A 24,514-nucleotide genomic window follows, 5' to 3' on the forward strand; every position below is an offset into this window, starting at 1 on the left:
GAATGCCACCTCACACCCCAAGGCCCCGCCGTCAGCTGTTCAGGACGCCGGTGCCGAGCAGACCGAACAGCAGCAGGCCGACGGCGATGCGGTAGATGACGAAGGCGTTGAACGAGTGCTTGGCGACGAACTTCAGCAGCCAGGCGATCGAGGCGTACGCCACGACGAAGGAGACCAGAGTGCCGACGATCAGCGGGGCAGGGTCCGCGCCCGTGCCGAGGGCGTCCTTCAGTTCGTAGATGCCGGCGCCGGTCAGGGCGGGGATGCCGAGGAAGAACGACAGGCGGGTGGCGGCCACGCGGTCCAGGTCGAGCATCAGCGCGGTGGACATGGTGGCGCCGGCGCGCGAGAAGCCGGGGAAGAGCAGGGCGAGGATCTGCGAGCTCCCGACGAGCATCGCGTCCTTGAAGGACGTGTCGTCCTCACCCCGCTTGTGCCGGCCCATCCTGTCCGCGGCCCACATCACTCCGCTGCCGACGATCAGCGAGCCCGCGACCACCCAGAGGGAGGCGAGCGGTCCCTGGATGAGCGGCTTCGCGGCAAGACCCACCACCACGATCGGGATCGTCGCGGCGATCACCCACCAGGCGAACTTGTAGTCGTGGTGGTACCGCTCCTCCCGGTCGGCGAGGCCACGGAACCAGGCGGTCATGATCCGCACGATGTCCTTGAAGAAGTACACGAGCACGGCGGCGATCGCCCCGACCTGGATGACGGCCGAGAACCCGACCACCGCGTCGTCGTCGACAGGGATGCCCATCAGGCCCTCGACGATCTTCAGATGGCCGGTCGAGGAGACGGGCAGGAACTCGGTCACCCCCTCGACTGCTCCGAGGACGACGGCCTGACCGACGTTGATGACGCTCATGGGATCCAGTTCTGGCGAGGTGACCGACAGTGCGGTGAACAGTCTTACCGGGCGCAGGTGTGATCCCGGGAGCTACACCCACACCGTCCGGGCGATCCACACCCCGGCGAACGCCGCGCCGAGCCCGGCCGCCACGCTCCCGGCGACGTTGGCGGCGGCGTAGAGCCCCGCCCCGGTCTCCGTGAGCCGCAGGGTCTCGTACGAGAAGGTCGAGTACGTCGTCAGGGCCCCGCACAGACCGGTGCCGAGCAGCAGCTGGACGTGGGAGTTCGCGACGCCGGCCGCCGCCGCGCCGGTCAGCAGGCCGAGGATCAGGGAGCCGGCGACGTTCACCGCGAAGGTGCCCCAGGGGAACACCGAGTCGTGTCGGGACTGCACCGCGCGGTCGGTGAGGTAGCGGAGCGGGGCGCCGACCATGGCACCCGCGACGACCAGCAGCCAGTTCACAACGACTTCTCACCCTTCGCGTCCGATTCACCCGATCCGGTGTCGCGGCCGATGTACCGGATGACCTCGCAGTCGTCGAGGATGACGAGTCCTTCGGAGACGAGTTCGTCGAGCTGCGGCAGAAACCCGCGGACGCGCGCCTCGCTGTCCACGATTACGATCGCGACGGGCAGGTCCTCACTGAGGGACAGCAGCCGCGAGGTGTGGATCAGGGAGGACGCGCCGAAACCCTCGATGCCGCGGAAGACGCTGGCACCCGCGAGACCGGCCGCGCGGGCCCGGTGCACGATCTCCGTGTAGAGCGGCTTGTGGTGCCAGGTGTCGTTCTCGCCGATGAAGACGGTCACCCGTAGAGCACCGCCGGTCAGCCTCGTCATGACTGCCTCCACTTCAGCACCCGGCGCGTCGCCGTGGCCGCGAGCCACACCGCTGTGAGCGCGGCGAGCAGGGTCGCTGCGAGGTAGGCCAGTGCGGTACTGGGATGGCCTGTGTCCACCAGTTTCTGGATGTCGACGGCGTACGTCGAGAAGGTGGTGAATCCGCCGAGCACGCCGGTGCCGAAGAAGGGGCGCACCAGGCGGTGAGCAGCCCATATGTCGGTGATCACCACCATGAAGACGCCGATCACGGCACAGCCGACGACGTTGGTCCAGAAGGTCGCCCAAGGGAACGCGCCCGAGTGCGCGGGCAACCAGAGGGAGACCGCGTAGCGCGCCACCGCGCCGATGGCTCCGCCGAGCGCGATCACCGCGACGACGGGCGCCTGACCGCGCAGGGCGATCCGGCGTGGCGTACGGAGGCTTGCGGTCCTGGGGGCTGTCATGTCGCGCGTCTCCTACTGCGGTCTCCAGTAGGGACCGTTGGCGGCACCGGTGCCGCGGTTCGAGTAAGGCGGGCCCCACCGCCGTGCCGCGAGAAGTGATCGCGGCCGGCCATCAGCGTAACTCCGGCCGTTCGCCGGGGTCACTTCGTGACCGGCGCCTCGCACACGGCCACGCCCCGCTCCCACAGGCTGCCGAGGATCAGATGGCCGTCGGTCTCGCAGACGCTGGTGACCATGCGGAAGCGCGAGTGGCGGCGGGTGAGGTGGTGCACGACGGCACCCTCGTCGTCGTACGCCAGCACTCCGGCCCACCCCGTCGGGCGGTACGGGGCGCGCACGGCGAGGCGCGCGGCGCCGCGGCGGACCGCGGGGGCGGCGCGGTGCAGCAGGTCGAGCGGAGGGACACGCGGTCCGGCCAGGGACACCCACACCGGCCCTTCCGGTCCGGCGCGCCAGATGTTGTCGGGCATGCCGGGGAGGTCCTCGGCGAACGGTTCGGGGCGTCCCGCCTTCGGCCCGGTGAGCCAGTAGCGGGTGAGGCGGCGGGCACCGGTCTCGGCGACGACCAGGAACGATTCGTCGCCGGCGGCGGCGAGCCCGTTGGCGAACTGGAGGCCCTCCAGGAGCACTTCGGGCGTGTCCGAGCCCGGGGCGAGGCGCAGGAGGCGGCCCGTTCCGGTGTGCTCGACGAGATCGCCGATCCAGTGCTCCAAGCGGTAACGGCGGCTGGAGACGGTGAAGAAGACGCTGCCGTCGGACAGGGCGATCACATTGCTGCACACCCCCAGCCGCTCCCCCGCCACCGAGTCGACGAGGATACGGACGACTCCGTCGGTGAGTCCGACGCGGAGCAGCCCGTGCACGGCGTCACACACCAACAGGGCGTCGTCCGTGAGGAGTTCGAGCCCGAGCGGCCTGCCTCCGGTCTCGGCGAGGACCTCGACGCGCGCGGCGGACGGCTCCGTGAGTCCGTCGAGGCGCAGGATACGACCGTCCTCGACGCCGGTCAGCACGCGGCCGCGGGCGTCGGCCACCACGTCTTCGGGGCCGCGGCCGCCGATCGCGACGTAGTGGCGGGGGACGAGAGCGGTGGGACGGTCCATGCGTGCCTGCCCTTCACCGTCGGAGGTGTACGCCGCTACCAGCCCTTCTCGAACATCCGCGCCACCTCGGCGATCCGCATCTCGTCGCGCCGGTAGTAGGTGCGCAGCCGGATCCTCCTGGTGCGCACCAGGCCGATGGCGGCGAGCAGGCCGAGATGGGTTTCCGCGACCTGACGTGACACGCCGAGCTTCGCGGCGACGGCGACCGCGGTGACTCCGTCCTCGACGGGGTCCGCGTGCCGCTGCGGCGGGAAGTGCGCGGCCGGGTCCTTGAGCCACTCCAGGATGTCCAGCCGCCGTTCACTGACGGGAGTCCTCAACATCTCGTCCCCTCCGTCCAGGCCTCCTCGGACCGCGTGTTCCCACTCTTGCGCAGACCGGGGCGTCCCGTCCGGGACTTCGCCACGTTTGTCCGACATGGAACGTCCGTGCGCTCGGCACGTAGCCGCACCCGGTCGGGAGGGCCCGGCCGCACACGGCGGCCGGGCCCCTTTTGTCACGCTCTCAGCGGTGGCTGAACCATGCCATCGCCGGAAGCGCCCTGTCGTCGTAGCCGAACAGGGCCTGGTTCTCCCAGCCGTTGCCGGAGGCGGCGTCGGTGGGGTCCCAACCGTTGCCGGTCACCGCGGTCCAGGTTGCCTCCCAGTAGAAGACGCCGAGGCCACGGCCGTTCGGGACGGCCTCCACGATGCTTGCGATGTCCTTCATCCACCTGGTCTGGCCGGCCGTCGAGGCCGGGTAACCGGAGACGAGTTCACCGCTCACGTCGATGATGTTCTCGAGCGAGTCCTCGCTGTCGAGACGGAACGGGTAGGCCGTCTCGGCGACGAAGACCGGCTTGCCGTAGCGGGCAGCCGCATCGTCCAGGGTCGTCTGGAAGTCGTAGAGCGAACCGTGCCAGTAACCGTAGTAGGACAGGCCGATCGCGTCGAACTTCACGCCGCCCGAGACGGCCGAGTCGAACCACCAGCGCGTGCCGGACAGGTCGCCGCCCTTGGCGAGGTGCAGCGCCACCGTGGTGGACGAGTTGACCGCCTTGACGGCGTCGTAGCCGGAGTTGAGCAGACCGGCCAGCTGCGTCCAGTTGTCCGTGGAACCCTCGGACCACAGCATGCCACCGTTGATCTCATTGCCCACCTGGACCATGTCGGCGGTGGTGCCCTGCGCCTTCAACGCGTTCAACACGTCGTACGTGTGGTTGTACACGTCCGTCTTGAGTTGACTGTACGAGTGGCCCGCCCACGCCGCCGGTTTGGTCTGGACGCCCGGGTCGGCCCAGATGTCCGAGTAGTGGAAGTCGACCAGCAGCTTCATGCCCTGGGCCTTGATGCGCTTGGCCGTCGCCAGCACGCGCGTCTTGTTGTTGTAGCCGTCGGCCGGGTTCACCCAGACCTTCAGGCGCGCGTAGTTCATGCCGTTCGACTTGAGGATGGCGAGGGCGTCGCCGGTGGTGCCGGAGCTGTTCTTGTAGACACCGCCCTTGGCCTCGCTCTTGGCGATCGAGGAGATGTCGGCGCCATGGATCGACGTACTGGACGTACCCGATGCGAAGCTCAGGTCGTCAACATTGATCCAGTTGCCCGCGTTCGCGTCACTGTTGATGCTGATGGTGCACTGGTTGTTCGTCACATTGATCGGCACGACGATCCGGATCCACCCGCTGGCGGACACCGGAAGGTCGGTGCGCTGTTCCGAACTCCCGCAGTTCTTCAGGGCTATGTACGCGGAGTTCTGCCCACCGCCGGAGCGGACCCAGGCAGTCAGCTTGTAGGCGCCGTTGGTCAGCCCGGACAGGTACTGGTACGTCTCCACCTTGTAGGCGGCGGACGAGTAGTGGCTCAGGCGGTAGCTCCCGCTGTGGCCGCCGGCCTCGACGTACGAGGCGCCGGTGCTGCCGTACTCCGACCAGCCGGCCGGTGTGGCGGCTCCCGCACCGTCCGATTCGAACCCGGTGTTGGTGAGGGTGCTTGCCGCCTGCGCGGTCTGCGCGGGCAGGGCGGTGAGGGCGAGTCCGGCGGCGAGCGGCAGCAGCAGGGCTCTCAGGGTGCGTCTGGGATGGAACATCGTCGTCCGTCGTCCCTTCGACGTGAATGGGGATGGTGGTGCTGCCCCTCGCCAAGGAGGTGAGGGGTCCCCCTCCGCCCGCGGCTCTCGTGGCACGCGCGGGCGGAGGGGAGTCGGCTCAGCCGTCGAGTCGTACGACCCGCACGGCTCCCGCGGGGACCGCGAGGCGGCCCGCGGCGCGTTCGCCCGTCAGCAGTTCGGTGCCGTGTGCCTCCAGCGGCACCTTGGCGTCGGACGGGCTGTGGTTGATGGCGAACAGGAACGTGCCCGACTCGCCGGTGCGGCGCACCACTTCGACGTCGTGCGGCAGGTCGGCGCGCGGTGCGATGCGGGCGTCCTCGGTGGCCCAGCCCAGCAGGGCGTCCAGGCCGTGCGCGTCGAGGCGGGTCGACACGTACCAGGCGGTGCCCTCGCCGAGGCGGTGCCGGGTGACGGCCGGGTGGCCCGCCGTGAGGCCCTCGGCGTACGTCCACACGGTCTCGGCGTCGCCCGGCACCACGAACTCGGTCCACACGTCACCGGTGAGTTCGGAGCCGTCCGGGCCGGTGATACGGACGGTGTCGCCCTTGAGGAGCGGTGCGAACTCCTCGACGGTCAGCCCGAGGACGTCCCTGAGCGGGCCCGGACAGGCGCCCTCGTGCACGGCGTCGTGCTCGTCGACGATGCCGGAGAAGTACGAGACGACGAGGGTGCCGCCGTTCTCGACGTACTCGCGCAGGTTGTTCCCGGCGGCCTCGGTCATCAGGTACAGGGCGGGCACGACGACAAGGGGATACCTCGACAAGTCGGCTTCCGGATGGGCGAAGTCGACCGTGAGATGGCGGTCGAAGAGGGCCTCGTAGAAGGAGTCGGCACGCTCGCGCGCGTCGTGGTCCTCGGTGGGGCGCCACTGGAGGTTCTGCGCCCACCAGGAGTGCCAGTCCCACAGGACGGCGACGTCGGCCTGTGTGCGGGTGCCGCGGAGCGGACTCAACGAGCCGACGGAGGCCCCGAGTTCGACGACCTCCCGCCATACGCGGGTGCTGGTGCCGCCGTGCGGCAGCATCGCCGAGTGGAACTTCTCGGCGCCGCGCCGGGACTGCCGCCACTGGAAGAACAGGGCACCGTCGGAGCCGCGTGCCACATGGGCGAGGGAGTTGCGGGCCATCTGGCCGGGGGCCTTGGCGGGGTTGCGGGCCTGCCAGTTGACGCCCGAGGTGGAGTGTTCGAGGAGCAGCCAGGGGGCGCCGTCGGCGACGGAGCGGGTGAGGTCGGCGGCCATCGCGAGATTGACGTGGGTGCGGCGGCCGTCGGTGATCAGATAGTGGTCGTTGGTGACGATGTCGACCTCGCGGCCCCAGGCCCAGTAGTCGACGGAGTCGCACTGGCTGAGCGCGGTCATGAAGTTCGTGGTGACCGGGATGCCGGGTGACAGTCGGTGCAGGATGTCCCGCTCCGTCACGAAGTTCTCGCGCATGGTGGCGTCGGCGAAGCGCTTGTAGTCCAGCGCCTGGGCCGGGTTGCCGACCGTGGGGGCCAGCCGCGGCGGGTTGATCTGCTCGAAGTCCCCGTAGCGCTGGCCCCAGAAGGCCGTGCCCCAGGCCTCGTTGACCGCGTCGACCGTCCGGTACGTCGTCGTCAGCCAGCGCCGGAAGTGGGCGGCGCAGGAGTCGCAGTAGCAGGACGAGACCGGGACGCCGTACTCGTTGTGCACGTGCCACATCGCCAGCGCCGGGTGGTCGCCGTAGCGCTCGGCGAGCCGCGTGGTGATGTGCGCGGCGGCCGCGCGGTACTCGGAGTTGCTGTGACAGATCGCGGCACGGGAGCCGAACTCGTAGCGCACGCCCTCCGCGGTCACGGGCAGCGCGTCGGGGTGCGCCCGGTAGAACCAGGCGGGCGGGGCCACCGTGGGCGTGCCCAGGTCGACGCGGATGCCGTTCTCGTGCAGCAGGTCGAGCACACGGTCGAGCCAGCCGAAGTCGTACTCCCCGGGCGAGGGTTCCAGCAGGGCCCAGGAGAAGATTCCGACGCTCACCATGGTGACGCCGGCCTCCCGCATCAGCCGGACGTCCTCGGGCCAGACGCTTTCCGGCCACTGCTCGGGGTTGTAGTCCCCACCGAAGGCGAGCCCGGTAAGGCCCCTGGGGTTGGTCTCCGGCATCGATCTCTCCCGATTTATCGATCATTTGGGAACGTGCACACACAACGGCGGCGCTTCGAGCCCAACATAACCGCACAGCAACAACCATTGACAAGTGTCCGGGATGTTTCTCTACTGTGAACGCTCACAGAAGCGTGGCAGGTCCTTGCGACGGGCGAGGACCCAGGTCAGGGGAGAGATCCATGCCGAACACAAAGCGCCGGCGGCTCGGGAAAATCGCAGCCACGACGGTCGCCGTCACACTTGGCGCCACCGCCCTCGCCGCCTGCGGTTCGTCCGAGGACGACAGCGAGACCGAATCGGGGCCGGTCTCGCTGACGTACTGGACCTGGACGCCCGGCATGGACAAGGTCGTCGACCTGTGGAACAAGGGCCAGGGCAAGAAGGACCAGATCACCGTCACGGTGAAGAAGCAGGCGTCCGGCGACACACTGGTCACCAAGATCCTCACCGCGCACAAGGCGGGCAAGGCGCCGGACCTGGTCCAGGCCGAGTACCAGGCGCTGCCGACCCTGGTCAGCAATGACGCGCTCGCCGACATAGCGGGCGATGTCGGCGACGCCAAGAGCAAGTTCGCCGACGGTGTCTGGCAGCAGACGACGCTGGGCACGGACGCGGTCTACGCGGTCCCCCAGGACATCGGGCCGATGATGTTCTACTACCGCGCGGACCTGTTCAAGAAGTACGACCTGACGGTTCCGACGACCTGGGACGAGTTCGCCGAGACCGCGCGCAAGCTGAAGAAGGCGGACCCGGACACGGACCTCACGACGTTCTCCGCCAACGACTCCGGTCTGTTCGCGGGCCTCGCCCAGCAGGCGGGCGCCAAGTGGTGGACCACCGAGGGCGAGAAGTGGAAGGTCGGCATCGACGACGCGGCGACGCAGAAGGTCGCCGACTTCTGGGGCGGCCTCGTCAAGGAGGGCGCCATCGACAACCAGCCGATGTACACCCCGGCCTGGAACAAGGCGCTCAACACCGGCAAGCAGATCGCCTGGGTCTCCGCCGTGTGGGCGCCGGGCACCCTGACGACGGCCGCGCCCGACACCAAGGGCAAGTGGGCCATGGCCCCGCTCCCCCAGTGGTCCGCCGGCGAGAACGTCACCGGCAGCTGGGGCGGCTCCTCCACCGGCGTCACCACGGACTCCAAGCACAAGGAGGCCGCCGCGAAGTTCGCCGCCTGGCTGAACACCGACGGCGACGCCCTCAACGCGCTGGCGAAGGAGGGCGGCATCTACCCGGCCTCCACATCCGCCCAGCTCAGCGGCGCCTTCCAGACCCCGCCGGACTACTTCTCCAACCAGGCCGACTTCTACACCGAGGCCGCCAAGATCGCCGGGACGACCGCGCCGTCCGCGTGGGGCCCGAACGTGAACGTCGCCTACACGACCTTCAAGGACGCGTTCGGCGCCGCCGCCAAGAACAAGTCGGACTTCGCCGCCGCCCTGAAGACGATGCAGGACGACACGGTCGCCGACCTGAAGAAGCAGGGCTTCGGAGTCTCCGAGTGACCAGCGCACGCCGGAAGTCGTACGGGGTCAAGGGGGCCCCGTACGCCTTCCTCCTCCCGGCCGTCGTTCTCTTCCTCCTGTTCTTCGCGCTGCCCATCGGGTACGCGCTGTGGCTCAGCTTCCGCAAGGTGAAGGTCTCGGGTCTCGGCCTCGGTGCCGGTGCCCGCTCGGAGGTCTGGGCCGGTGTGGAGAACTACACCGACGCCCTCACCGACAGCGAACTCGTGGCCGGCGCGCTGCGCGTGCTCGGCTACGGCTGCATCGTCGTCCCGGTGATGCTGGGCCTCGCCCTGCTGTTCGCGCTGATGCTGGACACCGACAAGGTGCGGCTCGCCCCCTTCACCCGGCTCGCGATCTTCCTGCCGTACGCCATTCCCGGTGTCGTGGCGGCGCTGCTGTGGGGCTTTCTGTATCTGCCGGACGTCAGCCCGTTCTACTTCGTGCTCGACAAGCTGGGTATGCCGCAGCCCGACCTGCTCGACGGGGGTCCGCTGTACATCGCCCTGTCGAACATCGCGGTCTGGGGCGGCACCGGCTTCAACATGATCGTCATCTACACCGCGCTCCAGGCCATCCCGGTCGAGGTGTACGAGGCGGCGAGGCTGGACGGCGCCACCCCGCTCCAGATCGCGCTGCGGATCAAGATTCCGATGGTGGCGCCCTCCTTGGTGCTCACCTTCTTCTTCTCGATCATCGCGACGCTCCAGGTGTTCAACGAGCCGACCACCCTCAAACCCCTGACCAACTCCGTGAGCACGACCTGGAGTCCGCTGATGAAGGTGTATGTGGACGCCTTCGGCAAGGGCGACATCTACTCGGCCGCCGCCCAGGCCGTGATCATCGCCCTCGTCACCCTCGTCCTGTCCTTCGGCTTCCTGCGGGCAGCGAACCGTCGTACCAAGCAGGAGGCAGCACGATGAGTTCTCTTGCCGTCCGCAAGGCCTCGCCCACCGCGGGCACCACGCCCGGCACCACCCAGGGTCCGCCGCTGCGGCGCCGGATCGCGCTGGTGCCGACGATCACGCTGCTGATCGGCGCGATCTACTGTCTGCTGCCCGTCGCCTGGGTGGTGATCGCGGCCACCAAGTCCGGCAGCGAGCTGTTCTCCACCTTCACCTTCCTGCCGGGCAGCGGCTTCGCCGACAACATCAAGGACCTCAACGCCTACCGCGACGGCGTGTACTGGAAGTGGATGGGCAACTCCGCCCTGTACGCCGGTGTCGGCGCCCTGCTGTCGACGGTCGTGTCGGCGTTCAGCGGCTACGCGCTGGCGATCTACCGCTTCCGCGGCCAGGAGACGATCTTCAACGTGCTGCTGGCGGGCGTGCTGATGCCGCCGGTGATCCTCGCCATCCCCCAGTACCTGCTGCTGGCGAAGGCCGACCTCACGGACTCGTACCTGTCCGTGCTGCTGCCGCTGATCCTGTCGCCCTACGGCGTCTACCTGGCCCGGATCTACGCCACCGCCGCCGTACCGACCGATGTGGTCGAGGCCGGGCGGATGGACGGCGCGGGCGAGTGGCGGATCTTCACCCGGGTCGCGCTGCCGATGATGGTGCCGGGGCTGGTGACGGTGTTCCTGTTCCAGTTCGTGGCCGTGTGGAACAACTTCCTGCTGCCGTACATCATGCTCAGCGACGACGAGAAGTTCCCGATCACGCTCGGTCTCTTCACGCTCCTCGAACAGGGCGCCAACACCCCGGCGCTGTACACCCTGGTGATCACCGGCGCGCTTCTCGCGGTCATCCCGCTGGTCGCGCTCTTCCTGGTCATCCAGCGGTTCTGGAGCCTCGATCTGCTCTCCGGAGCCGTAAAGTCATGACCATGAGCAATACGGGGGGCCGGCGGAAACCGCCGACGATCCACGACGTGGCGCGCGAGGCAGGGGTCTCACGGGGCACCGTCTCGCGTGTGCTCAACGGCGGGCACTACGTCAGCCCGACCGCCCAGGAAGCGGTCAACGCCGCGATCCGCAAGACGGGTTACGTCGTCAACCGGCACGCCCGCTCACTGATCACCGGGCGTTCGGACTCCATCGGCTTCCTGCTGACGGAGCCGCAGGAGAGGTTCTTCGAGGACCCCAACTTCAATGTGCTGCTGCGCGGCTGCACCCAGGCGCTGGCCGCGCACGACATCCCGCTGCTGCTGATGCTGGCGGGCACCGACGACGAACGGCGGCGCATCACGCGGTACATCACGGCCGGTCACGTCGACGGGGTACTGCTGGTCTCCAGCCACTCCGGTGACCCCGTCGCCGAGGAACTGCGCGAGGCCGGGGTGCCGTTGGTCGCGTGCGGCAAGCCGATCGGGCTGGGTTCCAAGGTGAGTTACGTGGCCGCCGACGACCGGGACGGCGCCCGCGACATGGTGCGGCACCTGCTGTCGCTGGGGCGCCGGCGCATCGGTGTCGTCACCGGTCCGCTCGACACCCCGGGCGGTGTCGAGCGCCTCGCGGGCTACAAGGAGGTACTCACCGAGGCGGGTGTCGGCGTCGACGAGCGCCTCATCGTCTCCGGCGACTACAGCCGGGCGAGCGGTGAGGCGGGCGCCGAGCGGCTGCTCACGCAGGCGTCGGACATGGACGCCGTGTTCGTCGCGTCCGACCTGATGGCGCAGGGCGTGCTGACGGCACTGGAGCGGGCGGGGCGACGGGTGCCGCAGGATGTCGCGGTCGGCGGCTTCGACGACTCGTCCGCCGCGCTGGCGGCCCGCCCCCAGCTCACCACCATCCGGCAGCCCTACGACCGCATCAGCGCCGAGATGGTCCGCGTGCTGCTGGCCCAGATCGGGGGCGAGGACCCGGCGGCGGTGATTCTGCCGACGGAACTGGTGAAGCGGGACTCGACGTGACCAGGTCGCGGGGAGCGGACCGGAGCAACCGATCAGGATCGAAGAAGCCGACCACCGCTCCCCCGTCCTAGCGTGAGACCAGTGCCGAAAACCTCGGCACGAACCCGACGCACCTCGTCGGCCCACGCTTCGAAGGAGTACGTCATGACCGCCGGTCTCCACACGATCATGTATCCCGTCAAGGACATCGCCAAGGCGAAGGCCCTGTTCAGCGCGCTGCTGGAGGTGGAGCCGTACGCCGACGAGCCCTACTACGTGGGCTTCAAGGCCGCCGGCCAGGACGTGGGCCTCGACCCGAACGGTCACGCGAAGGGGATGACAGGGCCGGTCCCGTACTGGACCGTCACCGACATCAGGGCCCGCCTCGCGGCCCTGCTGGACGCCGGCGCGGAGCTGCTCCAGGACGTCCAGGACGTCGGCGGCGGACGGCTCATCGCCTTCGTGCGGGACGCGGACGGCAACCTGGTCGGGCTCCTCCAGGACGCCTCGGCCTGAGTCCACCGTCGAGCACGTTCAGCTGTTGATGCATGTGCATTAACATTGCGTACATGGCAGTCGACACGGCCGAGGCCCGGCTCGAGGAACGCTGGCGGGACATCCTGTCGGTGCACGCGCGCACGATGTGCGAGATCGATCGCGTGCTGCATCCGCACGGGCTCGGGGCGAGCGATTTCGAGGTCCTCGACATGCTCGCCTCCGAGTCGACCGGGGAGGGCGACCACTGCCGGGTGCAGAACCTGGTCGGACGCGTCCACCTCAGCCAGAGCGCGCTGTCCCGGCTCATCGGCCGACTCGAGAAGGACGGCCTGGTGGAGCGCTCCATGTGCGTCGAGGACCGGCGCGGCGTCTGGGTCGCCCTGACCCGCAAGGGCCGCGACCTGCACTCGGAGGCGCTGCCACTTCAGCGGCAGGTGCTGGCCCGGATGCTGGCCGGCTGACACCGGACCGGCACGGTACGGACTCGGCGGCGCGTCAGCGCAGCAGATCCCGTACGGCCGCGACGGCGGCCTCCGCCGTCGCCGGGTCCGCGCCGGGCCGGGCGAGGGCGCTCATCGCGATGGGGTTGACCGGGGGCAGACCGTCGTAGGGCGCCAGTCCGTCGGGGGCCGGACCGACCGCCGCGAGCAGGGCCACACCCTGGCCGGTGCGGGCGATGTCCAGGACGCCCGCGAGATATCCGGCGTCGCCGACGACCGCGGCGGGCACGCCGTGCGCGGCGAGTGTCGCGATGGCCCGGCGGCGGATCGCGCACGGATCCTCGATGGCGACGAGCGGCACCGGAGCGGGCGCGGCCGGCGGCGCCCAGCCCGGGACGGCGTGCCAGGTGAGCGGGAGCCCGCCGACGGACGTGCCCTCGGTGGCGGCGGCCTCGGTGACGTACACCGCGACGTCGACGCTGCCACGTTCCACGGCCTCGACGAGCCGGGCGGAGCGGTCGATGCGGAAGCGGACCCGGCAGCCGGGGCGCACCTGCTGGACGGCGGCCGTCAGCCGGGGCAGGAACTGGTCGGCCGCGTGCTCGGTGGTGCCCACGGTGACGGTGTCCGCGTCCACGTCGAGCAGGGTGCGGACGGCCTCGTCGTGCACGGCGAGAATCCGGCGGGCCTGCTCCAGGAGCCGGCGCCCCTCCGGCGTGAAGCGGGTGCCGCGCCCTTCGCGTTCGACGATCGGCCGCCCGAGCGTCTTCTCCAGTCTGCGGACGTGCTGGCTCACCGCGGACTGGCTCAGTGCCAGCGTCCGGGCCGCACGGTGGAAGCCGCCGCAGTCCGCTATCGCGGTCAGACTGCGCAGGGCCACGAGGTCGAGGACGGGTCGGGACATGCAGGTGACGGTAGCCGCTCACGGAACCGATCGCGATTCCTGATCGGTTTCGATGCGGAATCTTCGTTGGACGCGGTCCCCCGGGGCCGGTCATGATGTCCGCATGCTGCACGCGACCGCTTCCGCTGCCCTTCTGACGCAGCGCCGAGTCATCGACTTCGGCGTGGCGTGCAGCGCGCTCTGTCGCTGATCACCCGCCGTACACCGGTATCCCCCTCCCGGCCCTGAGCCGGTCGCGCCTCCTGTCCGCCGATGGGTGACAGGCGTCGTCATCTGCCCTGGTCTGCCCTCTTCCGCACGGATGTCCGCTGCCCGAAAAACGGGAGTACTTCCTCATGCCCTCCTCGCAGTCCCCCCTGTTCTCCTGGGACGAACCCGAAGGTCTCGCCGCGCGCGGCACGCTCGTCGTGCTGGCCGGGCGGGGCGAACACGGCGATGTGTACGAGCGGTTCGGCCGCCGTCTCGCCTTCGACGCCTACCGGGTGCGCGCCCTCGGTGATCCGACCGCCGATCCGTCCGTGCTCGATCTGGCCGCCAAGGTCCTGGCCGACGAGTCGCTGCCCGGCCCGAAGGTGCTGGTCGGTTCGGACACGGGTGCCCTGTTCGCGGCTCAGCTGGCCGCGGAGCGGACCGTCGGTGTCGACGCGCTGATCCTGGCCGGTCTGCCCACCACCCCTTGGAATTCCGGCAGTTGGCAGGACGAGGTCGAAGCCCGCACCGCCTGCCCCACGCACCAGGCACGCCTCACGGAGGATTCGCACTTCCGGCGCGGGGCGCTCGACAAGACGCCGGAGCTGCCCGCGCTCCACCTCGACCGAGTGAACGTCCCGGTACTGGCCCTGCACGGCACGGACGACGCCGTCAGCCCGGTGACGGAGGCACTGAGCGCCTATGAAGGGCACGCGGGGGTACGGACGATCACCTTCCACGGCGGCCGGCACGACGTGCTCAACGACGCGCTGCACCGCACCGCCGCCGCCTCGGTCGTGCTGTTCCTGGAGCGGCTGCGGCTGTCCTCCGAACTGCCGGTGATCGCGGAGGTCGTGGGATGAGCGTGACCACCACTGTCGCCCGACTGCGCGAGCTGCTCGCCTCCGCGCAGCCGCCTGCTGTGCTCGACGTCCGCTGGGCGCTGGGCGATCCGCACGGCCGCGACCACTACGCCGCCGGACACATACCGGGCGCCGTCTTCGTCGACCTGGACGCCGAACTGGCCGCGCCGCCGAGCGCGGAGGGCGGACGGCACCCGCTGCCCGGAAGCGCCGACCTCCAGCGCGCGGCACGCCGGTGGGGGCTCCGTGAGGGGCAGCCCGTGGTCGTCTACGACGACTCGGGCAACACCGCCGCGGCACGGGCCTGGTGGCTGCTGAGGTGGGCGGGGGTCGCGGACGTGACGCTGCTCGACGGGGCGCTCGGCGCCTGGCGGTCGGCCGGGCTGCCACTGGCGACCGGGCTCCCCGCCGCCCCGCGGCCCGGGGATGTGGTCCTGCGGACGGGTGCCCTGCCCGTCACGGACGCTGACGGTGTCGCCGAACTCGCCGAGTCCGGGCTGCTGTTGGACGCGCGAGCCGCGGAACGCTATCACGGCGAGATCGAACCGGTTGATCCGCGGGCCGGACACATACCGGGCGCGGTCTCGGCGCCGACCGGAGGGAACCTCGCGGCCGACGGGTCCTTCCAGCCGCCCGCTGTGCTGCGCAAGCGCTTCGAGGGACTGGGCGCAGATGCGGCCGGTCGCATCGGGGCGTACTGCGGCTCGGGCGTCACAGCCGCCCACCAGATCGCCGCGCTGGAGATCGCGGGGTTCACGGCCGCGCTCTTCCCCGGGTCCTGGTCCGCCTGGTCCGCCGATCCCGCCCGCCCCGCCGCGAAGGGAGATCAGCCATGACGACGAACCCCCTGGACACGGCGGACACGGCGGTGCCCACGCAGCAGCCCACGCCTGCCGTGGAGGCTCCTCCGGCCACTCGTGTCACCATCCGCGGCACGACCAGGAGCACCCGCCGTGTCACCGTCCCGCGTTCCGTCCGCCGTGCCGCCGGACCCGTCGGCCTGGTTCTGCTCTGGTTCCTGACCTCGGCCACCGGCGTACTCCCCGAAACCGTGCTGGCGTCTCCCATGGACGTGCTGAAGCAGGCCGTGGACCTGACGCGGAACGGCGAACTGCCGAGCGCCATCGCCGCGTCCGGCCGCCGCGCCGCGACCGGATTCCTGATCGGGGCGGCCATCGCGCTGAGCCTGTCGCTGCTGGCCGGACTGTTCCGGCTCGGCGAGGACGTCATCGACTCCTCGATGGGCATGTTCCGGGCGATCCCCTGGGTGGGGCTGATCCCGCTGTTCATCGTCTGGTTCGGCATCGAGGAGACCCCGAAGGTCGCCCTCGTCGCACTCGGGGTGACCTATCCGCTGTACTTCAACATCTACGGCGGCATCCGCTCCACGGACGCCCAACTCGTCGAAGCCGCCCGGATGATGGGGCTGAGCAGGCTCGGGCTGATCCGGTACGTGATCCTGCCGAGCGCGCTGCCCGGGGCACTCGTGGGCCTGAGGTACGCCCTGTCCACCGCATGGCTCGCGCTCGTCTTCGCCGAGCAGGTCAACGCGGACGCCGGACTCGGCTACCTCATGAGCAACGCCCAGCAGTACTTCCGTACGGATGTCATCGTGCTCTGCCTCGTCGTGTACGCACTGCTCGGTCTCGCCTGCGACTTCGCCGTCCGGATCCTGTCACGCCGCCTGCTGACCTGGCGGGCCAACTTCGAGGGCGAGGCATAGCGCCATGGCCAACAGTGTGGAAATCAGGGGCCTTTCGCGGGCCTTCGACGACACCACCGTCCTGCACGACCTCGATCTCGACATCCGTGAGGGCGAGTTCGTGGCTCTGCTGGGACACAGCGGCTGCGGCAAGTCGACGCTGCTGCGGATCCTGGCGGGACTCGACGAGGAGATCGGCGGCGAGGTCACGGTGCCCGCCCGCCGGAGCGCCGCGTTCCAGTCGCCCCGGCTGCTGCCGTGGCTGAAGGTGTGGCGCAATGTCGTCCTCGGTCTGCCCGGCCGACCCGACCGCGCTCTCGCCGGGCGGGCGCTGGAGGAGGTCGGCATCGCGGACCGGGCGACCGTGTGGCCCAAGACGCTCTCCGGCGGCCAGGCCCAGCGGGTCTCGCTGGCCCGCGCCCTGGTGCGCGAGCCCGAACTGCTGCTCCTGGACGAGCCGTTCGGCGCCCTGGACGCGCTGACCCGGGGCAGGGTGCAGCAGCTGGTCGCCGAGCTGTGGCAGCGACACGGCTGCGCGATCCTCCTCGTCACCCATGACGTGGAGGAGGCGCTGCTGCTCGCCGACCGCGTCCTGGTGATGGACGAGGGCCGCATCGCCCACGAACTCACCGTCGACCTGCCCCGCCCCCGCGACCTCACCGCCCCCGAGTTCGTCACCCTGCGCGCCCGCCTCCTGAACTGGCTCGGCGTGACCCGCACCCTGGAAGGAACCCCCTCGTGATACGCCGACTCGCAGCCGCCGCGCTGAGCCTTTCCGCCCTGCTGGCGCTGACCGCCTGCGGCGCGGACTCCTCGGCGGACGCCTCCTCGTCGAAGCAGACCATCCTGACCATCGGCGACCAGGCAAAGACCCTCCAGACGATCATCGCCGCGTCGGATGCGCTCAAGGGCGCCGAGTACCAGGTGAAGTGGGCCGAGTTCGAAGGCGCCGCCCCGCTCTATCAGGCCGTGCAGGCGGGCGCCGCCGACACCGGTTACTCCGCCGATCTGCCGGCGCTGCAAGCACTCAGCGGCGGGGTGGCGATCAAGAACGTCGCCGCGCTCAAGAACGACGGCACCCATGTCGGCATCGTCGTCGGCAAGGACTCCGGCATCGACAGCGTCAAGGACCTCAAGGGCCAGAAGGTCGTGGTGTCCTCCGCCAAGGGCAGCATCTCGGAGTACCTGCTGGCCAACGTCCTCAAGCAGAACGGCCTCAGCTACCGGGACGTCCAGGTGCAGTACCTGCTGCCCACCGACGCACAGGCCGCCTTCGCCTCCGGGAAGATCAAGGCCTGGGCGACCTTCGGTGTCTACCAGGCCGTCGGACTGGAGCAGGGCGGAAAGCTCCTCGTCGACGGCGCGGACGGCCGGGTCAGCGGAATCGGTTTCATCAACGCCTCCGACAACGCCCTCGGCGACTCCGCGAAGAAGGCCGCGCTGGCGGACTTCCTGAAGCGCCTCGGTACGGCCCTGAAGTGGACCAGCACCCACCAGGACGACTACGCGAAGGCCATCGAGACCCGCAACGGCGCCGACGCCTCCGTGGCGAAGACGCTGGCCTCGGCGGCGTACAGCCAGGTCCTGCCGATCGATGACGACGTGACCACGACCGTGCAGGGCGTCGCCGACCTCATGAACGGCATCGGAGTCCTGGAACCGAACGTCGACGTGGCGAAGTCGGCCGACACTTCCCTCCTCAAGTAGCCGACCCAATCCTCCCTCAAGCAGCCGACTGGAGTTGCTCATGCCTGTCGAGTTCATCAGCGCCGTCCACACCGACTCCGGCACCAACAGCCCCTCCGCGAGCAGCCGGACCGGCTTCGACCCGGACTTTCTGCGCAAGTACGCCCGGGCCCTGGACGACGGCGGTTTCGACCACACCCTGGTCGCCTACCACTCGGCGTCCCCGGACGCCTTCCAGGTGGCCCAGTTCGTCGCCACCCACACCGAACGCATCCGCCCGATCCTGGCGCACCGGCCCGGCGTCATCTTCCCCACGCACGCGGCCCGGGCCCTCGCGACCCTCGACCTGATCAGCAGGGGCCGGTTGTCGGTGCACATCATCTCCGGCGGCAGCGACGAGGAACAGCATCGCGAGGGCGACTACCTCAACAAGGCGGAACGGTACGAGCGTTCGGACGAATACATCCAGATCCTCAGGAAGGTCTGGCAGGCCGAAGGGCCCGTCTCCCACGAGGGCAAGTACTTCAGGTTCGAGGGCTACGCCTCGGACGTGAAGCCCGTGAACGGGCTGGTCCCGATCTCGGTGGGCGGCTCCTCGCCGGACGCCTACCGGGTGGGTGGTCAGCAGGGCGACATCTTCGGGCTGTGGGGCGAGCCGCTGAAGGAGACGGCCGAGCAGATCGCCGCCGTCAACGCCGTCGCCGATGCCGCCGGGCGCCCGCACCCCAGGATCTGGGTCTCGTTCCGCCCGATCATCGCGCCCACCGACGAGTTGGCCTGGGAGAAGGCGCACCGCACTCTCGGCGTCCTGAAGGAGCAGACCGCGGGCACGGAGCTGCTGCGCCACTACCGCACCACCGGGCGCCCGGCCAACGTCGGCTCGCAGCGCCTGCTCGACATCGCCGAGCGCGGCGAGGTCCACGACCGCTGCCTGTGGACGGCCCCGGCGGTCGCCACCAACGCGGCCGGCGCGTCGACCGCACTGGTCGGCTCTCCGGAGACGGTCGCCAAGGCGCTGCTCGACTACGTCGACATCGGCTGCGACCTGCTCTCGATCCGCGGCTACGACCCGCTCAACGACGCGATCGACTACGCCCGTCACGTCCTTCCGCTGGTGCGGCAGGAGCTCGCCCACCGCGCCACGACCCAAGCCGCCTGATGGAGCTGCCGTGTTGTTCTCCCGCGCTCTGCGCACGTCCGCCGCCGCCCTGTTGCTCGCCCTCACCGCCGCCTGCGGCAGCCAGGCCCAGGCCGAGTCCCCCTCCGACGTCTCCTCCGTGACCCTCCGCGTCGGCGCCACCGGCTGGAAGGTCGAGGAGGCGATCCTGAAGTTCGCCCACCTCGACGACACGCCCTACGACGTGAAGTGGAGCCTGTTCCAGGGCGGCGACCAGCAGCTCCAGGCGATCCGCGCCGGAGCGCTCGACGTGGCCTCGTCCAGCGAGATCCCGCCCGTCTTCGCGGCCGCCGACGGCGAGCCGAACTTCAAGGTCGTCGCCGTGCAGCGCGGCGCCACCCTCAACCAGGAGGTCGTCGTTCCCCAGGGCTCGAAGGTGACCGGCATCGCCGACCTGAAGGGCAAGAAGGTCGGCTACGTCCAGAACACCACCGCCCACTACTTCCTCTATCAGCTGCTGAAGCAGGCGGGCCTGAAGTGGTCCGACATCGACGCCAAGCCGCTGCTCCCCAACGACGGCCTCGCGGCCCTGAACGGCGGCGGCATCGACGCCTTCGCCTCCTACGGCACCTCGATCATCACCGCCCACCAGCAGGGCGCCGTCACGGTCGGCACGGGCCGGGACATCCTGTCGGGCAACTTCCTGTGGTCGGCGCGCGACAGTGTGCTCGGCAGCCCCGCCCAGCAGGCCGCGACCGCCGATCTGATCGCCCGGATCACCAAGGCGTACGCGTATGTCAGGGACGGGCACGAGAGCGAGTTCGCCGAGGTGATCGCGCAGACCACGCATCAGCCGGTCGTCCAGGCGCGCAAGGACTTCGTGGACGCCCAGGCACAACGTCCGACGCAGGCCAGGACGGTGGACGACGCAGCGATCGCGTCACAGCAGAAGGTGGCGGATGCCTTCGCCGAACTCGGGGCGCTGAAGTCGCACTTGGATGTGAAGTCGTTCTGGACCACCGACCTCGACGCCGACCTGAAGCAGGCGCTGTGATCGCCCCCATCGCCGAACTGGCCGGCGAGTACGACCGTACGGGCGCCTTCCCCACCGAGTCCCTCCGGATCGCACACGAGGCCGGGCTCCTCACGGCGACCGTCGGGAAGCAGTACGGCGGCCGGGGCGCCGGAGTCGAGGAGACCGCGCGCATCCTGCACACGCTCGGGCAGGGCGACCCCTCCGTCGCCCTGATCACGGCCATGACCCTCGCCACGCACACCCGGCAGGCCGCACAGCCGCACTGGCCGGACGACCTGTACGCGCGCGTGCTGAAGGAGTCCCGGGAACGTCCGGTGCTCATCAACCACGCGCGCGTGGAGCCCGATCTGGGCTCCCCCGCCCGGGGCGGGCTGCCCGCCACGATCGCCCAGCGCACGGGCGCCGGCTGGGCGATCAGCGGACACAAGCGCTTCGTGACCGGCGCGGAGGGACTCGACTGGTTCCTGGTGTGGGCCACCACCGACGAACCCGAGCCACGGGTGGGCACCTTCCTGGTGCCGGGCGGCTCCCCCGGCTTCCGGATCACCGCCCGATGGGACCAGTTGGGCCTGCGCGCCAGCGGCAGCCACGACGTGGAGTTCCGGGACGTGGAGATCCCCTACGAGCACGTCGTCGGGCTCGGTCCGTACGGACCGGCGGCGGAGCAGGACAATCGGGCGGGCGCGGCCCTGCATCTCCCGCTCGCCGCCCTGTACCTGGGGGTGGCCCGGGCCGCGCAGTCCTTCTTCCACACCTTCGCCCACACGCGCGTGCCCGCCAACCTCGGTCATCCGGTGGCCCGCACCGAACGTTTCCGCAGGACGGCCGGTGAGATCGAGCTGTTGCTCGCCACGGCCGAGCACCTGGTGTTCGCCGGCGCCGCGAAACTCGACGCCGGCGACTCCGCGTACACCCCCGAACAGGCCCTCGGCGCACGTGTGCTGGCCGACCGGCACGGCGTACGGGCGGTGGAACTGGCCGTACGCCTGCTGGGAAATCCCGGCCTGGCCCGCGGCAATCCCCTGGAGCGGCACTTCCGCGACATCCAGTGCGCACCCGTGCACGCACCCCAGGAGGACATCTCCCTCCTCGCGATCGGAACGAAGGCGCTCAACCCATGACCGCACCTCCCACGACCACGTCCGCGCAGCTCCTCGGACTGCTCGCCCGCGATCTGCCACCCGACCGGCTCACCACCGACCCGGCCGCCCTGGCCGCGCACGCCACCGACCGCTCCGGCACCCGCCCCGCCGGCGACCCCCTGGCCGTGGTGCACGCCCGGCGGACCGAGGACGTGACCGTCACGCTGCGGCACGCGCATGCTCTGCGCGTGCCGGTGGTGCCGCGCGGTGCCGGCACCGGACTGTCCGGCGGGGCCACGGCGGACGAGGGTTCCCTGGTCCTCGACCTGTCCCGGATGAACCGCATCCTCGAACTGTCGGCCGACGACCAGCTCGCCGTCGTCGAACCGGGTGTGATCACCGCCGACCTGGACCGGGCGGCGGGTCCGCACGGTCTGCGGTACGCCCCCGACCCGGCGAGCGCGGCGCTCTCGACGATCGGCGGGAACATCGCGACCAACGCGGGCGGGCTGCGCTGCGCGAAGTACGGGGTGACCCGGGACAGTGTGCTGGGACTGGAGGCGGTCCTGGCCGACGGAACGGTCCTGCGCACAGGCCGCCGTACGGTCAAAGGCGTCACCGGATACGACCTCACCGGTCTGCTGACCGGCTCGGAGGGCACGCTCGCGGTGATCACCTCGGCGACGCTTCGGCTGCGGCCCGTGCCGGTGGCGACGGCCACGCTCGCCGCGTACTTCGACTCCTTCGAGGCGGCCGCGGAGGCTTCGTACGCCATCGCCCGGGCCGGGGTCGAGCCCGCGCTGGCGGAGCTGGTCGACGGGCCCGTGCTGCACGCCGTCGACCCCGCGCTGCGGGAGCGGGGCGCCGCGCTGCTGGTGGTGCAGTGCGACGGTGCGGGCGCGGCGGCGGAGGCGGCAGCGGTCGCGCGGCTGCTGGCACCGCCGGCCGTGGAGGTGGCGACGACACAGGATCCGGCCGAGGCCGAGGCGCTGCTCGCCGCTCGGCGTCTGGCCCTGCCCGCGCTGGAGCGGCTCGGCCGTCCGCTGATCGAGGACATCGCGGTCCCGCGCTCCCGGCTGGCGGCTGCGGTACGCGAAATCCGGGCCATTTCCGCACGTCACGACGTTCCCGTCTACACCATCGCGCACGCCGCGGACGGGAATCTGCACCCGATCGTCGTCGTGGACCCGGCCCTGGACCGGCTGCCGGACGCGGCGTGGGAGGCCGCGGGCGAGATCTTCGCGCTGGCACTGCGGCTGGGCGGGACGCTGACCGGTGAGCACGGCGTGGGGGTGCTCAAGCGGCAGTGGGTCGCCGAGGAACTCGGGCCCGCCGCCCACGGATTGCAGCGGCGGCTCAAGGAGGTGTTCGATCCGCGGGGGATCCTCAACCCCGGAAAGGGGCTCTGACCGCGACGGCGTACTACTGGCCGCCGTGGGCCAGCAGTGTCCGCACTCCCTCGGACGTGAGTGTCAGCGGATGCCGGGAGGCGCCGTCGATGGTGAGGGCCAGATCACCGGTCGGCCACTGCGCGGCCAGGGCACCCAGGGGCACCAGGCGGTAGCGGGAGACGAACGGCAGCAGCCCGGCGAGCTCCGGTTCCGAGGTGAACACGGGCACCGTCGGTTCGCCTCCCGGCTGCTCGATCACCGGCAGCGCCACCGCACCGGGATCGGTGGCGTCCTCCTCGCTGACGTCGTCTGGCACGGGCACCAGCACATCACTGCTCGCGAGCGTGGCCAGCGCCGTCGTGTCCTCGGTGTTCTGGGCCAGCGCGTCCAGTGCACGCTCGGCCGCGGTGGTCGTGTGGGGTGTCTCCATGGCAGATTCCCTGGTAGCAGCGGTGGTATGGGCCCGCTCCGAACAGAGCCGGGCCCTGCTCGCGTACCCCATCCGGAGCAGCGCATTCATCCGGGTTCAGGAGATCAGAGGGATGTGGTCCGAGGGCAGACCGAGGCGGTCGCAGCCGACCCGCCGGTGCAGCGGCTCGGTCATGCTCGGGCCCACGTGTGTCCAGTACGTGGCCGCGTCCCGGAAGTAGCGCTGCATCCGCTCGCCGTCGCGGGCGTGCCGCGAGCCGGCCGTGCGGAAGAGGATGCCCTGGAGTACGTCCCAGGCCATGCGTCCGGCGTTCAGGAACATCAGCGCGAGCCGGTTGTCGTCGGCGAGGGTGAAGGGGGCGCCGCCGGTCGCGTTGCTTTGGCAGGCCTCCATCCAGTCCTCCGCGGTGCGCAGCAGTGCGGCCTCGGCCGTGTGGACGACACCCAGCGCCTCGCCCAGGAGCCGCTGGTAGTCGTGGAGTTCGGCGCGGGTGCGGTCGGGCTCCAGGACGAGGGGACGGGCGGCGACGATCCGGGCGTACTCGTCGGCGGCGGCGTACGCGGTGCCGATCATGATGGCGGCCAGCTCACCGTGGAAGAAGCTCGGCGCACGCCCGGCGTACATCGGGTTGCCGTGCAGCCGGGATCCGATGCTGCCGCCCTCGACCGGCAGGTCGAGCAGGCTCGCCTCGATCGTGCAGTACGCGGGGATGCGGGCCTGTTCCATGTGGATGCTGTTGGATCCGGTGCCGCGCAGGCCGAGGACGCCGTACCAGTCGTCCAGGACCGTCCACACCGAGCGCGGGGCGACGAACAGCACCGGCGGTCCCGGTGGGCCGCCGGGCTTCTCGGGGGCGCGCAGGCTCTGGCCGACGTAGTGCGTGGAGTAGGGCGCGCCTGAGGAGTACGGCCAGGTGCCGTCGAGGACGATCCGGCCGTCGCCGTCGGGCTGTGCGATGCCGACGGGCATGACCGTGGACGCCGCCCGGAAGTCGCCGTCCGCGCCGTAGGTCTCGTCCTGCGCCCGCTCCTCGAAGACCGAGGCGACCTGCAGGACATGGGCGGCGGTGAGCGACAGGGCCCAGCCGGTGGAGGGGCAGCCGCGGGCGATCTCGGTGACGACGCGGTAGAACACGGGCAGCGCGAACTCGTAGCCGCCGTACCGGCGGGGCTGGAGCATCCGGTAGAAGCCGGCCCGCAGGAAGTCGTCGTGGGTGTCCTTGGGGTAGTGCGTCAACCGTTCGGTCTCCGGCTGGCGTTCGAGCAGCGCGGGCCGCAGCGCCGCGGCCCGTTCGATGATCTCGTGTTCGGTCAGTCCGGGTTCGGGAGCGGCGATCACGGTGTCTCCTGACGTGTCGGGCCGTGTCCGTTCGTGACGCGATATGAGCGATT

At 70.4% G+C, this 24,514-nt stretch carries 26 protein-coding genes; 15 read left to right on the plus strand and 11 right to left on the minus strand.

Translation table 11 applies throughout. The features are described from left to right. Positions 1 to 31: 31 nt before the first annotated feature. The 8 genes from ACIHFB_RS03385 to ACIHFB_RS03420 all read right to left on the minus strand — a co-directional run bounded on the left by ACIHFB_RS03385 (position 32) and on the right by ACIHFB_RS03420 (position 7,445). Complete coding sequence (locus ACIHFB_RS03385) at positions 32 to 868, minus strand: undecaprenyl-diphosphate phosphatase (RefSeq protein ID WP_400125033.1); 837 nt, start codon at positions 866 to 868, stop codon at positions 32 to 34. 72 nt (positions 869 to 940) lie between these two features. Then, entirely contained in the window at positions 941 to 1,315 is a 375-nt protein-coding gene (crcB, locus tag ACIHFB_RS03390; RefSeq protein ID WP_400125034.1) for a fluoride efflux transporter CrcB, read from the minus strand. Then, positions 1,312 to 1,692, minus strand: a complete 381-nt coding sequence (locus ACIHFB_RS03395) for a DUF190 domain-containing protein (protein WP_400125035.1) — start codon at positions 1,690 to 1,692, stop codon at positions 1,312 to 1,314. Before ACIHFB_RS03395 ends, crcB (ACIHFB_RS03390) begins: the two co-directional genes overlap by 4 nt. After that, positions 1,689 to 2,138: a fluoride efflux transporter CrcB gene (crcB, locus tag ACIHFB_RS03400; protein ID WP_365269328.1), complete on the minus strand. Its 450-nt coding sequence runs from the start codon at positions 2,136 to 2,138 to the stop codon at positions 1,689 to 1,691. The genes ACIHFB_RS03395 and crcB (ACIHFB_RS03400) overlap by 4 nt, the downstream gene beginning before the upstream one ends. A 140-nt stretch (positions 2,139 to 2,278) precedes the next feature. Beyond that, positions 2,279 to 3,241 carry an SMP-30/gluconolactonase/LRE family protein gene (locus tag ACIHFB_RS03405; RefSeq protein ID WP_365269331.1) on the minus strand — a complete coding sequence of 321 codons (963 nt, stop codon included), beginning with the start codon at positions 3,239 to 3,241 and terminating at the stop codon, positions 2,279 to 2,281. Between the two features lie 35 nt (positions 3,242 to 3,276). Further along, positions 3,277 to 3,564 carry a helix-turn-helix domain-containing protein gene (locus ACIHFB_RS03410; RefSeq protein WP_365269334.1) on the minus strand — a complete coding sequence of 96 codons (288 nt, stop codon included), beginning with the start codon at positions 3,562 to 3,564 and terminating at the stop codon, positions 3,277 to 3,279. 181 nt (positions 3,565 to 3,745) lie between these two features. After that, positions 3,746 to 5,305 carry an arabinogalactan endo-1,4-beta-galactosidase gene (locus tag ACIHFB_RS03415; RefSeq protein ID WP_365269336.1) on the minus strand — a complete coding sequence of 520 codons (1,560 nt, stop codon included), beginning with the start codon at positions 5,303 to 5,305 and terminating at the stop codon, positions 3,746 to 3,748. Positions 5,306 to 5,423: 118 nt separating this feature from the next. Next, the gene (locus ACIHFB_RS03420) at positions 5,424 to 7,445 is read right to left on the minus strand and encodes a beta-galactosidase (protein ID WP_365269338.1); all 2,022 of its coding nucleotides are present in this window, start codon (positions 7,443 to 7,445) and stop codon (positions 5,424 to 5,426) included. Positions 7,446 to 7,627: 182 nt separating this feature from the next. Between ACIHFB_RS03420 and ACIHFB_RS03425 the strand changes: the two genes are divergently transcribed. The 6 genes from ACIHFB_RS03425 (at position 7,628) to ACIHFB_RS03450 (ending at position 12,744) form a co-directional block, all read left to right on the plus strand. Then, the gene (locus ACIHFB_RS03425; RefSeq protein ID WP_365269340.1) at positions 7,628 to 8,956 is read left to right on the plus strand and encodes an extracellular solute-binding protein; all 1,329 of its coding nucleotides are present in this window, start codon (positions 7,628 to 7,630) and stop codon (positions 8,954 to 8,956) included. After that, the gene (locus ACIHFB_RS03430; protein WP_365269342.1) at positions 8,953 to 9,876 is read left to right on the plus strand and encodes a sugar ABC transporter permease; all 924 of its coding nucleotides are present in this window, start codon (positions 8,953 to 8,955) and stop codon (positions 9,874 to 9,876) included. The genes ACIHFB_RS03425 and ACIHFB_RS03430 overlap by 4 nt, the downstream gene beginning before the upstream one ends. After that, positions 9,873 to 10,778: a carbohydrate ABC transporter permease gene (locus tag ACIHFB_RS03435; RefSeq protein WP_365269345.1), complete on the plus strand. Its 906-nt coding sequence runs from the start codon at positions 9,873 to 9,875 to the stop codon at positions 10,776 to 10,778. Before ACIHFB_RS03430 ends, ACIHFB_RS03435 begins: the two co-directional genes overlap by 4 nt. Further along, positions 10,775 to 11,806, plus strand: a complete 1,032-nt coding sequence (locus ACIHFB_RS03440) for a LacI family DNA-binding transcriptional regulator (RefSeq protein ID WP_365269348.1) — start codon at positions 10,775 to 10,777, stop codon at positions 11,804 to 11,806. Before ACIHFB_RS03435 ends, ACIHFB_RS03440 begins: the two co-directional genes overlap by 4 nt. A gap of 144 nt (positions 11,807 to 11,950) precedes the next feature. Continuing rightward, on the plus strand, positions 11,951 to 12,301 hold the full coding sequence (locus ACIHFB_RS03445; protein ID WP_365269350.1) for a VOC family protein: 351 nt from the start codon (positions 11,951 to 11,953) through the stop codon (positions 12,299 to 12,301). A gap of 53 nt (positions 12,302 to 12,354) precedes the next feature. Beyond that, positions 12,355 to 12,744 carry a MarR family winged helix-turn-helix transcriptional regulator gene (locus ACIHFB_RS03450; RefSeq protein WP_400125036.1) on the plus strand — a complete coding sequence of 130 codons (390 nt, stop codon included), beginning with the start codon at positions 12,355 to 12,357 and terminating at the stop codon, positions 12,742 to 12,744. Between the two features lie 34 nt (positions 12,745 to 12,778). Here the strand turns inward: ACIHFB_RS03450 and ACIHFB_RS03455 are convergent, their stop codons facing one another. After that, complete coding sequence (locus ACIHFB_RS03455; RefSeq protein ID WP_365269356.1) at positions 12,779 to 13,627, minus strand: LysR family transcriptional regulator; 849 nt, start codon at positions 13,625 to 13,627, stop codon at positions 12,779 to 12,781. A gap of 335 nt (positions 13,628 to 13,962) precedes the next feature. Between ACIHFB_RS03455 and ACIHFB_RS03460 the strand changes: the two genes are divergently transcribed. The 9 genes from ACIHFB_RS03460 to ACIHFB_RS03500 are packed head-to-tail and all read left to right on the plus strand — an operon-like array spanning position 13,963 to position 22,711. After that, positions 13,963 to 14,679 carry a lysophospholipase gene (locus tag ACIHFB_RS03460; RefSeq protein WP_365269359.1) on the plus strand — a complete coding sequence of 239 codons (717 nt, stop codon included), beginning with the start codon at positions 13,963 to 13,965 and terminating at the stop codon, positions 14,677 to 14,679. Beyond that, on the plus strand, positions 14,676 to 15,515 hold the full coding sequence (locus tag ACIHFB_RS03465; protein ID WP_365269362.1) for a sulfurtransferase: 840 nt from the start codon (positions 14,676 to 14,678) through the stop codon (positions 15,513 to 15,515). The genes ACIHFB_RS03460 and ACIHFB_RS03465 overlap by 4 nt, the downstream gene beginning before the upstream one ends. Continuing rightward, positions 15,512 to 16,402: an ABC transporter permease gene (locus tag ACIHFB_RS03470; RefSeq protein ID WP_365269365.1), complete on the plus strand. Its 891-nt coding sequence runs from the start codon at positions 15,512 to 15,514 to the stop codon at positions 16,400 to 16,402. Before ACIHFB_RS03465 ends, ACIHFB_RS03470 begins: the two co-directional genes overlap by 4 nt. 4 nt (positions 16,403 to 16,406) lie before the next feature. Then, positions 16,407 to 17,123, plus strand: coding sequence for an ABC transporter ATP-binding protein (locus ACIHFB_RS03475; RefSeq protein ID WP_365269368.1), 717 nt, complete (start codon positions 16,407 to 16,409; stop codon positions 17,121 to 17,123). Further along, positions 17,120 to 18,088 carry an ABC transporter substrate-binding protein gene (locus ACIHFB_RS03480; RefSeq protein ID WP_365269371.1) on the plus strand — a complete coding sequence of 323 codons (969 nt, stop codon included), beginning with the start codon at positions 17,120 to 17,122 and terminating at the stop codon, positions 18,086 to 18,088. Before ACIHFB_RS03475 ends, ACIHFB_RS03480 begins: the two co-directional genes overlap by 4 nt. 40 nt (positions 18,089 to 18,128) lie before the next feature. Beyond that, positions 18,129 to 19,226 (plus strand): LLM class flavin-dependent oxidoreductase, encoded by a 1,098-nt coding sequence (locus ACIHFB_RS03485; RefSeq protein ID WP_365269373.1) that lies wholly within the window; start codon positions 18,129 to 18,131, stop codon positions 19,224 to 19,226. A gap of 10 nt (positions 19,227 to 19,236) precedes the next feature. After that, on the plus strand, positions 19,237 to 20,238 hold the full coding sequence (locus ACIHFB_RS03490; RefSeq protein ID WP_365269376.1) for an ABC transporter substrate-binding protein: 1,002 nt from the start codon (positions 19,237 to 19,239) through the stop codon (positions 20,236 to 20,238). Further along, positions 20,235 to 21,341, plus strand: coding sequence for an acyl-CoA dehydrogenase family protein (locus tag ACIHFB_RS03495; RefSeq protein WP_365269379.1), 1,107 nt, complete (start codon positions 20,235 to 20,237; stop codon positions 21,339 to 21,341). Before ACIHFB_RS03490 ends, ACIHFB_RS03495 begins: the two co-directional genes overlap by 4 nt. After that, positions 21,338 to 22,711 carry an FAD-binding oxidoreductase gene (locus ACIHFB_RS03500; RefSeq protein ID WP_400125037.1) on the plus strand — a complete coding sequence of 458 codons (1,374 nt, stop codon included), beginning with the start codon at positions 21,338 to 21,340 and terminating at the stop codon, positions 22,709 to 22,711. The genes ACIHFB_RS03495 and ACIHFB_RS03500 overlap by 4 nt, the downstream gene beginning before the upstream one ends. A 13-nt stretch (positions 22,712 to 22,724) precedes the next feature. Here the strand turns inward: ACIHFB_RS03500 and ACIHFB_RS03505 are convergent, their stop codons facing one another. Next, complete coding sequence (locus ACIHFB_RS03505) at positions 22,725 to 23,123, minus strand: SseB family protein (RefSeq protein ID WP_365269383.1); 399 nt, start codon at positions 23,121 to 23,123, stop codon at positions 22,725 to 22,727. Positions 23,124 to 23,219: 96 nt separating this feature from the next. Beyond that, positions 23,220 to 24,461 (minus strand): acyl-CoA dehydrogenase family protein, encoded by a 1,242-nt coding sequence (locus tag ACIHFB_RS03510; protein WP_400125038.1) that lies wholly within the window; start codon positions 24,459 to 24,461, stop codon positions 23,220 to 23,222. Positions 24,462 to 24,514: the final 53 nt, after the last annotated feature.

This window comes from Streptomyces sp. NPDC051963 (assembly GCF_044593495.1).
In the GTDB taxonomy this organism is placed as follows: domain Bacteria; phylum Actinomycetota; class Actinomycetes; order Streptomycetales; family Streptomycetaceae; genus Streptomyces.

What these genes read in the sequence shown, in the direction of transcription:
- ACIHFB_RS03385 (WP_400125033.1), bottom strand. Translation starts at nt 868, where the DNA reads ATGAGCGTCATCAACGTCGGTCAGGCCGTCGTCCTCGGAGCAGTCGAG.
- ACIHFB_RS03395 (WP_400125035.1), bottom strand. Translation starts at nt 1,692, where the DNA reads ATGACGAGGCTGACCGGCGGTGCTCTACGGGTGACCGTCTTCATCGGC.
- crcB (WP_365269328.1), bottom strand. Translation starts at nt 2,138, where the DNA reads ATGACAGCCCCCAGGACCGCAAGCCTCCGTACGCCACGCCGGATCGCC.
- ACIHFB_RS03405 (WP_365269331.1), bottom strand. Translation starts at nt 3,241, where the DNA reads ATGGACCGTCCCACCGCTCTCGTCCCCCGCCACTACGTCGCGATCGGC.
- ACIHFB_RS03410 (WP_365269334.1), bottom strand. Translation starts at nt 3,564, where the DNA reads ATGTTGAGGACTCCCGTCAGTGAACGGCGGCTGGACATCCTGGAGTGG.
- ACIHFB_RS03415 (WP_365269336.1), bottom strand. Translation starts at nt 5,305, where the DNA reads ATGTTCCATCCCAGACGCACCCTGAGAGCCCTGCTGCTGCCGCTCGCC.
- ACIHFB_RS03420 (WP_365269338.1), bottom strand. Translation starts at nt 7,445, where the DNA reads ATGCCGGAGACCAACCCCAGGGGCCTTACCGGGCTCGCCTTCGGTGGG.
- ACIHFB_RS03425 (WP_365269340.1), top strand. Translation starts at nt 7,628, where the DNA reads ATGCCGAACACAAAGCGCCGGCGGCTCGGGAAAATCGCAGCCACGACG.
- ACIHFB_RS03435 (WP_365269345.1), top strand. Translation starts at nt 9,873, where the DNA reads ATGAGTTCTCTTGCCGTCCGCAAGGCCTCGCCCACCGCGGGCACCACG.
- ACIHFB_RS03440 (WP_365269348.1), top strand. Translation starts at nt 10,775, where the DNA reads ATGACCATGAGCAATACGGGGGGCCGGCGGAAACCGCCGACGATCCAC.
- ACIHFB_RS03445 (WP_365269350.1), top strand. Translation starts at nt 11,951, where the DNA reads ATGACCGCCGGTCTCCACACGATCATGTATCCCGTCAAGGACATCGCC.
- ACIHFB_RS03450 (WP_400125036.1), top strand. Translation starts at nt 12,355, where the DNA reads ATGGCAGTCGACACGGCCGAGGCCCGGCTCGAGGAACGCTGGCGGGAC.
- ACIHFB_RS03455 (WP_365269356.1), bottom strand. Translation starts at nt 13,627, where the DNA reads ATGTCCCGACCCGTCCTCGACCTCGTGGCCCTGCGCAGTCTGACCGCG.
- ACIHFB_RS03460 (WP_365269359.1), top strand. Translation starts at nt 13,963, where the DNA reads ATGCCCTCCTCGCAGTCCCCCCTGTTCTCCTGGGACGAACCCGAAGGT.
- ACIHFB_RS03465 (WP_365269362.1), top strand. Translation starts at nt 14,676, where the DNA reads ATGAGCGTGACCACCACTGTCGCCCGACTGCGCGAGCTGCTCGCCTCC.
- ACIHFB_RS03470 (WP_365269365.1), top strand. Translation starts at nt 15,512, where the DNA reads ATGACGACGAACCCCCTGGACACGGCGGACACGGCGGTGCCCACGCAG.
- ACIHFB_RS03475 (WP_365269368.1), top strand. Translation starts at nt 16,407, where the DNA reads ATGGCCAACAGTGTGGAAATCAGGGGCCTTTCGCGGGCCTTCGACGAC.
- ACIHFB_RS03485 (WP_365269373.1), top strand. Translation starts at nt 18,129, where the DNA reads ATGCCTGTCGAGTTCATCAGCGCCGTCCACACCGACTCCGGCACCAAC.
- ACIHFB_RS03500 (WP_400125037.1), top strand. Translation starts at nt 21,338, where the DNA reads ATGACCGCACCTCCCACGACCACGTCCGCGCAGCTCCTCGGACTGCTC.
- ACIHFB_RS03505 (WP_365269383.1), bottom strand. Translation starts at nt 23,123, where the DNA reads ATGGAGACACCCCACACGACCACCGCGGCCGAGCGTGCACTGGACGCG.